The following is a 9,633-nucleotide window of genomic DNA, read 5'->3' as shown; positions in this document are numbered from 1 at the left end:
GGCTTTAGGCCTTCTGCTGAGTTCAAAGGGCAATCAGAAAATTTCCAAGGTTTAGTGAAATAATAATAAAATAATCAGCGCTGTGTTTTTTTACTTTATTTTTAATGACTGCTTTAATGAATTGCTAAAAAGGAATGAAGCGAAAATGTTTATTGAAAAAAATGTAAATTACTCTGGGTATTGAAAGGATAATGAAAATTTGATAAATGGTTGTCTGGCCTTCTGATTGTCCAAAACCATTTAGCTATACAACCAAGGACATTCAAGAGCTCTAAATGGGCAAGCCTTTTTTCACCGCCAGTATGCCATGGCGTACTGGCGGTGAAGAACAGACATAACTGCATAGAGCCGTATTGTTCTATTTTCAAAAAACGGTGTTGTTTATTTTCCCTATCAGGATTTTTATAAAGTTTACGAGATGAATTGGTCAAAGTACCGGTTCAAGGTATTTCCAAACGGTCTTTGCCACAATCTGATGGCCTTCTTCAGTAGGGTGTATGCCGTCCGGGAGGTTTAGGTCGGGATTTCCGCCTACCCCCTCAAGTAGGAATGGAATCAGCAGCAGATCATTTTCTTTGGCAAGTTCGGGATAGATTTTTCTGAATTCCGAGGTGTAATCCTGGCCCATATTAGGAGGAATCTGCATTCCCGCCAAAATGATGAGGGTAGAAGGGTATTTGCTGTTGACCTTGTCTATGATTCCCTGAAGATTTTTTTTGGTCTCAGTAAGTTGGATTCCCCTGAGCCCATCATTTCCGCCAAGTTCCAGTATAAAGATGCCTGGCTGATCTTCCAGGAACCAGTCAATTCGGTTGAGTCCGCTGGCTGAGGTTTCCCCGCTGAGTCCTGCATTGATGACATTATAATCGAGGTTTAAGCTATCGATGCGGTCCTGTATCAGGGCGGGAAATGCCTGTTCTTGGTCGATCCCATAACCTGCAGTCATGCTGTCCCCGAAAAATAGAACGGTTCTTTTTTCTTTTTCTGGGGATTTTTCGGTGGAATTGGTTGATGTTTCAGCTTCTGTTTCCACTTGTTTTTTTTCATTCCCGCAGGAGGTGAGCAAAAAGCCCCACAAAACAAGGGGTAAAATAATTGCGTTGAACCTTAAATTATGCATAATATGAAACTTATTGAGAAGGATTTTCGATTTATATAGTTATTAAATAATTGAAACATGTTTTAAAAGCATGAGCAGTGGGCAAAACTGCCTATGAATTCAGAACCTGTCCAATGTCTTTTAAGAATTAAACCAAAGATAGGCCCTGAAATGTTTCAAAGTCAATCAAATAATTAGAATAAGCAAAATGAACATACTTTCTGTTGAGAATGTAAGCAAAATATATCGGAGCGGATCGAGGAGCCTAACCGTTTTGGACCGTGTCAACCTGACGGTTAGTGAAGGAGAAAGCATTGCTATAGTGGGACCTTCTGGAAGTGGGAAAACTACCTTGTTGGGGCTTTGTGCTGGCTTGGACAGCGCTTCGTCCGGAAGTGTTAAGTTGAACGGCCATTCTTTGGAGGAGTTGTCAGAGGATGAGAGGGCTGCGGTGAGAAGCAAGGAGATAGGCTTTATTTTTCAGAATTTCCAGTTGCTGCCCACGTTGACAGCACTTGAAAACGTGATGGTTCCTTTGGAACTAAAAAAACGAAAAGATGCCAAAGAAAAGGCCATGGAGCTTTTGACCAAGGTGGGGTTGGGAGAAAGGGCGACTCACTATCCTGCCCAGCTTTCAGGAGGTGAGCAGCAAAGGGTGTCCATCGCCAGGGCTTTTGCCAATGAACCGAAAATCCTGTTTGCTGACGAACCTACAGGGAACTTGGATACCGAAACCGGAGAGATGATCGAAGAGTTGATCTTTGATCTGAATACAGCGTCTGGGACCACATTGATTTTGGTTACACATGACAGCGATCTGGCAGCCAAAACCAATCGGATCATTCATATTAAGGGGGGAAAGATTCAAGAAAATCAGTATGTATAGACTTTCATGGGTTTTGAAGATGGCCTTAAGGGATTTCCGGAAAAACAAGGCCAAATTATTATTGTTCGTCTCTTCTATCGTGATCGGTATTGCGGCTTTGGTGGCAATAAGTTCCTTTGGTGATAATCTGTCCAGAGACATTGATAGCCAGGCAAAAGAGCTTTTGGGGGCAGATCTGGTATTGGAGAATAATAAGCCTCTCGGAGCGCAGGAGCTGGATACTGTGGCGCGGGAAATGGCACAGGAAATAAGTTTTGCCAGTATGGCCTCGTTTCCGAAAGTCGGAGACAGCCGCTTGGTGCATGTCAGGGCTTTGGAAGGCAGGTTTCCTTTTTATGGGAAGATAGAGACTGTTCCGGTAGCGGCTGCAGATAACTTTAGAGCAGGAGGGAAAAAAGCACTGGTGGAGAAAATTCTGCTAGACCAATATGACATAGCGGTTGGAGACAGTGTGAGGGTAGGGGAAGTGACCTTCGAAATTGTAGGGGAGCTGCATGCAGCCCCGGGACAGACCGGTATTACGGCCACCGTAGCGCCTGTAGTCTATATCCCCATGCAATATGCTGAAGAAACCGGTTTGATTCAATATGGTAGCCGGGTCAATTATCAACGGTACTACAGTTTTGCCCTGGATACCGATGTGGATGAATTGATCAAACCTTATGATGAGCTCTGGGAGGAAGAACACATAGACGCGGACACAGTGGAAGACCGGAAAAGGAGCACAGGGAGGTCATTCGAAAACCTATCTGATTTTCTTAGCTTGGTTGCCTTTATAGCGTTGCTGTTGGGCTGTGTGGGCGTGGCCAGTGCGGTGAATGTGTTTGTAAAAGAAAAGCTTCCTTCGGTGGCGGTTTTACGTTGTTTGGGTGTCTCCTCCAGGGATACTTTTTTAATATACATGACCCAGATAAAAATCATGGGTGTCATCGGGTCAATCCTTGGCGCATTTTTGGGCTCTGTGATCCAATATATTTTGCCACAGGTGTTCAGTGATTTTCTTCCCGTAGATGTTACGGTGCAGCTTTCCTGGGCCTCAATAGGTTTTGGGGTAATTACGGGGATATTTATTTCTGTACTATTTGCACTACTGCCCTTGCTTAAGATCAGAAAGGTGCCTCCGATCATGACCTTGAGGACAGATGCCGAAGTGGTCCGCTTTGTACAGGATCCTTTGAGGTGGTTGGTGATGCTTGGGATTGCCTTGTTCATTTTTGGCTTTAGTATGTTTCTGCTAAGAGGCTGGGAAGAGGCTTTGGGTTTTACAGGTTTTGTGCTGTTGGCTTTTGGAGTGTTGTGGTTTGTGGGGACAGGGATAATGTGGCTGATAAAAAGATTTTTGCCTCTTAGCCTGGCTTACCCTGTTCGTCAGTCCTTGGCTAATTTGTACCGTCCAAATAACCAGACCATTTCACTGGTCGCAACTATTGGATTAGGGACAGCGATGATTTCCACCTTGTTTTTTGTTCAAAATCAGTTGTTGGATCAGGTAAGGTTTGCAGATAAGGAGGAGCAGCCCAATATGCTGTTTTTTGATATACAGACCCCACAGGTGGATAATGTGATTGCTGCGGTAAAAAAGGAGGGACTACCGGTCATGCAAGAGGTGCCCATAGTGACGATGAGATTGGATGAAATCAATGGGGTGGACAAATCCGAAAATGGTGAACTTCCTGAGGAAAGTCAGAAGTCGCGAGGCTTGTACAACCGGGAATTTAGAGTGACCTATAGAGATACGTTGGTGGCCTCCGAAAAACTCGTAGAAGGAAGTTTGCATAAGGTTAAGGAGGCTGGCGACAGTATTTATGTGTCTTTCGATAAGGGCTATGCCGACCGGACGGGCATTAACCTTGGAGATGAATTGCTTTTTAATGTCCAGGGCAGGCCTATCAAAGCTTATGTTGGGAGCTTTAGGGAAGTGAATTTTCGGCAGGTGTCCACCAACTTTCTGGTGCTTTTTCCCGCCAATGTGTTGGAAAAGGCTCCTAAGTTTCATGTGGTGATTACCAAGTCCCAAACCGATGAGCAAGCAGCCAAGGTACAAAATGAGATCGTAAAGGCCTTTCCCAATATTTCTGTGATCAATCTGGAGATGATTGTGGATACTTTGGAAGATATCTTAAGCAAGATCAGCTTTGTGATTCAGTTTATGGCCTTATTTAGTATAGTTACAGGGATTCTAGTGTTGATCAGTTCGTTGATTATCAGTAAGTACCAACGCATGAAGGAGAGTATTTTACTGAGGACATTGGGAGCAAGCACCCCGGTGGTGAGGACCATCAATACATTGGAATATTTCTTTTTGGGCAGCCTGGCTTCCCTGAGTGGGATTTTACTATCATTTCTGGCTACAGCTCTGCTGAATATCTTTGTATTTGATTTTCCGGTGACCTGGGCATGGATGGAAGCTGCTGTCATTTATTTGGTTATCACTGCGATAACTGTGTTATTGGGTTGGCTAAACGGCAAGAATGTGATCAATAAACCGCCCATGGAAATTCTTAGAGGGTAATTTTGAAATTAATTCAACATTTTTGAAACCTTTTTTGTCTAATAGATGTATATACATTAAATACGAAAACAAAAGATGTCATGAAGCTGGAGGAGGCCATAAAGCAGAAAGAGTTTAAAAATCCCTACAATAAGGCGATTGTGAACTTATTGTATACCCACAGTTACATTGTTACCCAACAAAGCAGGCTGTTTAAACCTTTTGAACTTTCTCCGGAGCAGTACAATGTATTGAGGATTTTGAGAGGGCATTACCCCGATCCGATTACCGTTTCCTCCATTCAGGACAGGATGTTAAACAAAATGTCCAATGCTTCCAGGCTGGTAGAAAAGCTGAAGCAAAAAGAACTTGTGGTAAGAAAAGAATGTCCTTCTGATAGGAGACAAGTGGACATCACCATTACTTCCAGTGGACTTGCACTGTTGGAGCAATTGGACGACGAAATCCAAGGCTTTAACCATAGAGTAATCAATCTTACTGAAGAGGAAGTGAATACTTTAAACGATTTATTGGATAAACTGAGAGGATAAAATTTTTTCAAACAATATGTGTATATACATTAAATGTTTAGAAGTGTAAAGAATTGAGATAAATAACTATAACTAAAATAAAACAATAGAAATTATGAGTATAGCAAAATGGACAATCGACCCTACTCACTCAGAAATTAACTTCAAGGCAAAGCACTTGGTGATTTCGACCGTGACAGGAAATTTCAAAAAGTTTGATGGCGAAGTAGAATCTGCCTCAGAGGATTTTGAAGGGGCAAAAGTGGCTTTTTCAGCAGAAATCGACAGCATCGACACCAATCAGTCTGATCGTGACGCGCACCTGAAATCAGCCGACTTCTTTGATGCGGAGAACCACCCAAAATTGGTTTTCTCCAACGGAACCCTTCATAAAAATGGTGGAGACTATGTGTTGAAAGGGGATTTGACCATAAAGGACACCACAAAACCAGTATCGCTTTCTGTGGATTTTGGAGGAGTGGCCGATGACCCTTACGGCAATACCAAAGCCGGGTTTGAATTGGAGGGCAAAGTAAGTAGAAAGGAATTTGGGCTGACTTGGAATGCGGTAACGGAAGCAGGCAGTATTGTGGTGGGAGACCAGATAAAGATACTTGCCAGCGTGCAGTTGGTTAAAAACTAATTTAAGAGTAAAAGGAAAAGCCGCGGCAGATTTACTGTCGCGGCTTTTTTTATGCCTTGGTTTTGGTGTTTTTGTATTTTTTCCAAAATAGGACTGGAAATATCAGTGCTTTTAATTTCCAGTCGTTTTTTTCTTTTTGGCTGAGTGTCTCATCTTTATGAACGGTAGTGTACATCATAGAAGCCATGACGGCATGTCCAAAGAGCAACAAAAACAAGAGGGCATAAATGATCAGTTCTGTCATGATTTTATGGATTAGCAATTCCAATTAAAGCAAGCAAAGCTTGGTATTAGGTATTATTTGGTGTTTTATTTTTATATTGGATCAACTGGGGTAATTGTTTTGGATTTGCCCAAAGACCTGTCTATTGATCTGCCCAGTGGGTAGCCAATGGGCGTTACGAATATCTATAAAATAGCTCGTTTATGAAAATCGGCTTAATTAAAGAGGGGAAGATTCCCGTGGACAGACGGGTAGCTTTTACGCCCCAACAGCTCAAAAAATTAAATCAGGTTTATGAGGGAAAAGCTTTATTTGTGGTTCAGGAAAGTGATGTCCGAGCCTTTTCTGATGAGGAATATCGTGAGGCAGGGGTGCCTGTGGTTGCTGATATCGCTGACTGTGATGTGCTGATGGGGATAAAGGAAGTGCCCATTCCAGAATTGATAGAAAACAAAACGTACTTTTTCTTTTCTCATACCATCAAGGCACAGCCTTATAACCGGATGCTGCTCCGGGAGATTTTGAGGAAAAACATACGCCTTATAGATTATGAGGTACTCCGGGATAAGGGGGAGCGTATTGTGGCATTTGGACGCTGGGCAGGGATCGTAGGGGGCTATAATGGGCTGTGGACTTATGGAAGGAAAGCAGGGCTTTTTGATTTGAAAAGGGCCAAAGACTGCTTTGACCTCCGTGAACTTCATGAGGAAATCAAAAAAATCCAGTTGCCGCCCGTGAAGATGGTGATCACCGGCAACGGACGTGTGGGCAACGGCGTGAAGGAAATTTTGGAGGAGGCAGGTATAAGGCAGGTAAGCCCAAAGGAACTGTTGAACAATTACTTTGAGGAGCCGGTGTTTGCCCAGCTGGCCATGGAGGATTATAACAGGAGGAAAACGGATGGGGGCTATGATAAGGAAGAGTTTTATACCTCTCCTGAAAAGTACGAAAGCCACTTTCTGAAATATGCCGAGGCCAGTGAAATATTGTTTGCAGCTGCTTATTGGGACCCCAAGGCACCCAGACTTTTTGAGCTAAAAGATGTGGTGAATGAGGAGTTCAATCTATCGGTGATTGCGGACATCACCTGTGATATCAATGGTTCTATCCCTACGACTATCAAGCCCAGTACCATCGCAGATCCTGTTTACGATGTGGACCGGAATTCAAATGGGGCCCTGCCGGCTTTTGGTTCACAGCACAGCATTTCTGTAATGGCCGTGGATAATTTGCCCTGTGAATTGCCCCGTGATGCTTCCAAAGATTTTGGCGAAATGCTGGAGAAACAGGTCATCCCAGCATTAATGGAAGAGGATAATGAGATCATTACAGGAGCTACCATTGCGGAAGGTGGAAGGCTTGGTCCGAAATATACTTATCTGGAAGAATTTGTTAAAGAAATGCCCAGCGACCATGCTTAATATTCGGAGGTATTTAGAACATACCCTTTTGAGTCCTGTCTTAACCGACCGTGAGATCAACCTGTTGGTTGATCAAGCCAAGAAGTATCAGTTTTTGGGTGTTTGTGTACCGCCCTTCTGGGTCAGAAAGGTAAAAAGGGACTTAGAAGAGGAGGATGTTCAGGTGGTTACCGTCGTAGGGTTTCCTTTGGGGTACCAAATGACGGAGGCGAAGGTGTTTGAAGCCGAGAAGGCGATAAAAGATGGCGCCGATGAAATTGATGTGGTTTGGTCCCTGACGGCATTCAAATCAGGGATGAACTGGCCTAAAATAGAGCTGGCCAAAATGGCTACAGTGTGCCATGGGCATGACCGTATCCTTAAAGTGATTATTGAAACGGCCTACCTAAGTGATGAAGAAATAGTGAAAGCGTGCAAAATATGCAGTGACAGTGGGGTAGATTATGTCAAAACATCCACAGGAATGGCTTCAGCCGGGGCGAAATTGGAAGATATCCAGCTGATGAGGGAAGTGTTGCCCAGCAATGTCGGCATAAAAGCAAGCGGAGGAATCAAGACCTTGGCCCAAGCAAAGGCAATGATTGCGGTAGGGGCAGACCGTATAGGTACCAGTGCTGGAGTGAAAATCGTCCAAGAATGGGAAAGGGAGCAATAAAAGGGGCCTGGTAATTTTGTAGGAAACAAAACTATTCTTCCGTCTTTGAGATCTCTGTGTCCTGATTTTTGAAGTCAAGGTCCCTTACATCATCATTTTTATTGAAATAAATCAGCAGGAAGGGTACGATAAAGAAGGCCAAAACTATATAGGCAATGCCGATATACTTTTTCTTTGAGGATTGTTCACCAAAATAAATGGCCAGCTTGACCGGTATTTTGCTTAGGGCAGGAAAAGGCAGGAAGATCACTGCTCCTATAAAATTGAATAAAAAATGGACGATGGCAATGGCAATGGCCGCCTCTGTCTTATAGATGGCGGCAATGGCCGCGGTAATGGTGGTGCCGATGTTTGCGCCTATGATAAAGGGGAAAACTTTGTTAAGAGAAAGTTTTTTGGTCGCCACGGCCGGTACCAAGAGTGAGGTGGTAACGGTACTGGATTGAACTGCAGCGGTAAAGAAGATGCCATAAGCAAAGGCCCGGTAAGGATATTTAAAGATGTGCTTGCTGACCTGTTTGAAGCTTTTGGATACGAATGTTTTATAGACGGTGGAGGAAAGTAGCTTGATGGACAGAAATACCAAGGCAATGCTGATGATCAAGGAGATCAACGGGATGTGAAAAAATTCAACGATGGTAGAGGAGATGGGCCTGACAAAGATGACATTATAGCTATAGCTGTCTGAAAGTTCGTTGCTGGCGCTAAAGACATGGCTCGAAACATAGGTGGCTGTTCTGCTCAAAAAACCAAAATAGTACTCCAGGGGAAGGAGGATAATGACCGTGATGATATTAAAAAGGTCATGAAGTACCCCGGCTGAGATGGCTTTTCTAAAGGCATTTTTTTTCATGATGTAGGTAAAGGACACCAAGGTAGAAGTGATGGTGGTTCCGATATTGGCTCCCATTACCAAGGGAACTGCCTGCATGATGCTCAGGTTGCCGGCAGCAACTACAGCGACAATCATGGCTGTCACGGTGCTGCTGGATTGGATAAGGGCGGTCATCAATAAGCCGATAAAAAGACCGACGAAGGGGTTGTTGGTGGCCATGAAAATTTCATTGGCGACCTCATTGTTCATGTTAAGTAGGGAAACCGTAAGGAGATCTATGGAAGCCATAAACAGCACCAGCGCAAAAATCATTTGCCCGATCATCATCCATCGGTTGAGGGAGGTGGTTTGCTGTAAGGTTTCTGCCATTTATCTCAATATCTCTAGCTATAAGGGCCTAATTTATAGTAATTCACAAAATAAGCCGAACAACTGCATAAAAATTTACATTGTATGTGAAGCTTATGTTAATATTGGGTGTTTTTTGTGTAAATAGTGAAAAATAGCCTCGATATTATATTTGTTGATAAGGTTATTTTTTTAGATTAACTTTTGTAAAGTTAATATTTAAAAGCATATTGTGAAACGAAAGATCAGTATTCTTATTGATCCTTAATGAATTAACAATTTGTTAATATATAACTCTTACAAACTTCTTTAACTTTGTGGCCAAATAAAAAACGCCAAAAATAAATCTATGGCTAAGCTTAAGGATCAAAACATTAACCAGGACGCCTTATCCAAAGCGGCCTACTCCCTCTTCGACTTTACTAAAAAAGAAAAATCCATCACCTTGTCCTTGCTTTTGGCTTTCATCAGCTTCTTCATCCCTTCCTCCCAGGTGGTCACC

At 43.1% G+C, this 9,633-nt stretch carries 9 protein-coding genes; 6 read left to right on the top strand and 3 right to left on the bottom strand.

Annotated features, from left to right (window positions below; genetic code table 11):
* Window positions 1-427 precede the first annotated feature (427 nt).
* Window positions 428-1,120 (bottom strand): arylesterase, encoded by a 693-nt coding sequence (locus tag ACYVAA_RS21225; protein ID WP_460545699.1) that lies wholly within the window; start codon window positions 1,118-1,120, stop codon window positions 428-430.
* Between the two features lie 187 nt (window positions 1,121-1,307).
* Here ACYVAA_RS21225 and ACYVAA_RS21220 point away from each other — a divergent pair, with 187 nt between their 5' ends.
* The 4 genes from ACYVAA_RS21220 (at window position 1,308) to ACYVAA_RS21205 (ending at window position 5,649) form a co-directional block, all read left to right on the top strand.
* Entirely contained in the window at window positions 1,308-1,985 is a 678-nt protein-coding gene (locus ACYVAA_RS21220) for an ABC transporter ATP-binding protein (RefSeq protein ID WP_460545697.1), read from the top strand.
* A complete protein-coding gene (locus ACYVAA_RS21215) occupies window positions 1,978-4,497 on the top strand; it encodes an ABC transporter permease (RefSeq protein WP_460545694.1) in 2,520 nt (839 codons plus the stop codon). Before ACYVAA_RS21220 ends, ACYVAA_RS21215 begins: the two co-directional genes overlap by 8 nt.
* Window positions 4,498-4,577: 80 nt before the next feature.
* Window positions 4,578-5,027: a MarR family winged helix-turn-helix transcriptional regulator gene (locus ACYVAA_RS21210; protein ID WP_460545692.1), complete on the top strand. Its 450-nt coding sequence runs from the start codon at window positions 4,578-4,580 to the stop codon at window positions 5,025-5,027.
* A 94-nt stretch (window positions 5,028-5,121) separates the two neighbouring features.
* Complete coding sequence (locus ACYVAA_RS21205) at window positions 5,122-5,649, top strand: YceI family protein (protein ID WP_460545689.1); 528 nt, start codon at window positions 5,122-5,124, stop codon at window positions 5,647-5,649.
* Between the two features lie 49 nt (window positions 5,650-5,698).
* Here the strand turns inward: ACYVAA_RS21205 and ACYVAA_RS21200 are convergent, their stop codons facing one another.
* Window positions 5,699-5,893, bottom strand: a complete 195-nt coding sequence (locus tag ACYVAA_RS21200) for a hypothetical protein (RefSeq protein WP_460545687.1) — start codon at window positions 5,891-5,893, stop codon at window positions 5,699-5,701.
* A 182-nt stretch (window positions 5,894-6,075) separates the two neighbouring features.
* Between ACYVAA_RS21200 and ACYVAA_RS21195 the strand changes: the two genes are divergently transcribed.
* Together ACYVAA_RS21195 and deoC are read left to right on the top strand one after the other, a co-directional pair.
* Window positions 6,076-7,293: an NAD(P)-dependent oxidoreductase gene (locus tag ACYVAA_RS21195; RefSeq protein ID WP_460545685.1), complete on the top strand. Its 1,218-nt coding sequence runs from the start codon at window positions 6,076-6,078 to the stop codon at window positions 7,291-7,293.
* The gene (deoC, locus tag ACYVAA_RS21190; RefSeq protein ID WP_460545683.1) at window positions 7,286-7,948 is read left to right on the top strand and encodes a 2-deoxyribose-5-phosphate aldolase; all 663 of its coding nucleotides are present in this window, start codon (window positions 7,286-7,288) and stop codon (window positions 7,946-7,948) included. The genes ACYVAA_RS21195 and deoC overlap by 8 nt, the downstream gene beginning before the upstream one ends.
* A gap of 31 nt (window positions 7,949-7,979) precedes the next feature.
* On the opposite strand, the gene ACYVAA_RS21185 is transcribed toward deoC, so the two are convergent.
* On the bottom strand, window positions 7,980-9,152 hold the full coding sequence (locus ACYVAA_RS21185; RefSeq protein ID WP_460545681.1) for a Na/Pi symporter: 1,173 nt from the start codon (window positions 9,150-9,152) through the stop codon (window positions 7,980-7,982).
* Window positions 9,153-9,633: the final 481 nt, after the last annotated feature.

The sequence above is a fragment of the Echinicola sediminis genome (assembly GCF_054777495.1).
Note: the sequence above shows the minus strand (reverse complement) of the source record. Positions and strands in the feature narration are given on the sequence as shown.

Excerpts from the sequence above, each read along its gene's own strand:
- ACYVAA_RS21225 (WP_460545699.1), bottom strand. The coding sequence starts at position 1,120 with ATGCATAATTTAAGGTTCAACGCAATTATTTTACCCCTTGTTTTGTGG.
- ACYVAA_RS21220 (WP_460545697.1), top strand. The coding sequence starts at position 1,308 with ATGAACATACTTTCTGTTGAGAATGTAAGCAAAATATATCGGAGCGGA.
- ACYVAA_RS21215 (WP_460545694.1), top strand. The coding sequence starts at position 1,978 with ATGTATAGACTTTCATGGGTTTTGAAGATGGCCTTAAGGGATTTCCGG.
- ACYVAA_RS21210 (WP_460545692.1), top strand. The coding sequence starts at position 4,578 with ATGAAGCTGGAGGAGGCCATAAAGCAGAAAGAGTTTAAAAATCCCTAC.
- ACYVAA_RS21205 (WP_460545689.1), top strand. The coding sequence starts at position 5,122 with ATGAGTATAGCAAAATGGACAATCGACCCTACTCACTCAGAAATTAAC.
- ACYVAA_RS21200 (WP_460545687.1), bottom strand. The coding sequence starts at position 5,893 with ATGACAGAACTGATCATTTATGCCCTCTTGTTTTTGTTGCTCTTTGGA.
- ACYVAA_RS21195 (WP_460545685.1), top strand. The coding sequence starts at position 6,076 with ATGAAAATCGGCTTAATTAAAGAGGGGAAGATTCCCGTGGACAGACGG.
- deoC (WP_460545683.1), top strand. The coding sequence starts at position 7,286 with ATGCTTAATATTCGGAGGTATTTAGAACATACCCTTTTGAGTCCTGTC.
- ACYVAA_RS21185 (WP_460545681.1), bottom strand. The coding sequence starts at position 9,152 with ATGGCAGAAACCTTACAGCAAACCACCTCCCTCAACCGATGGATGATG.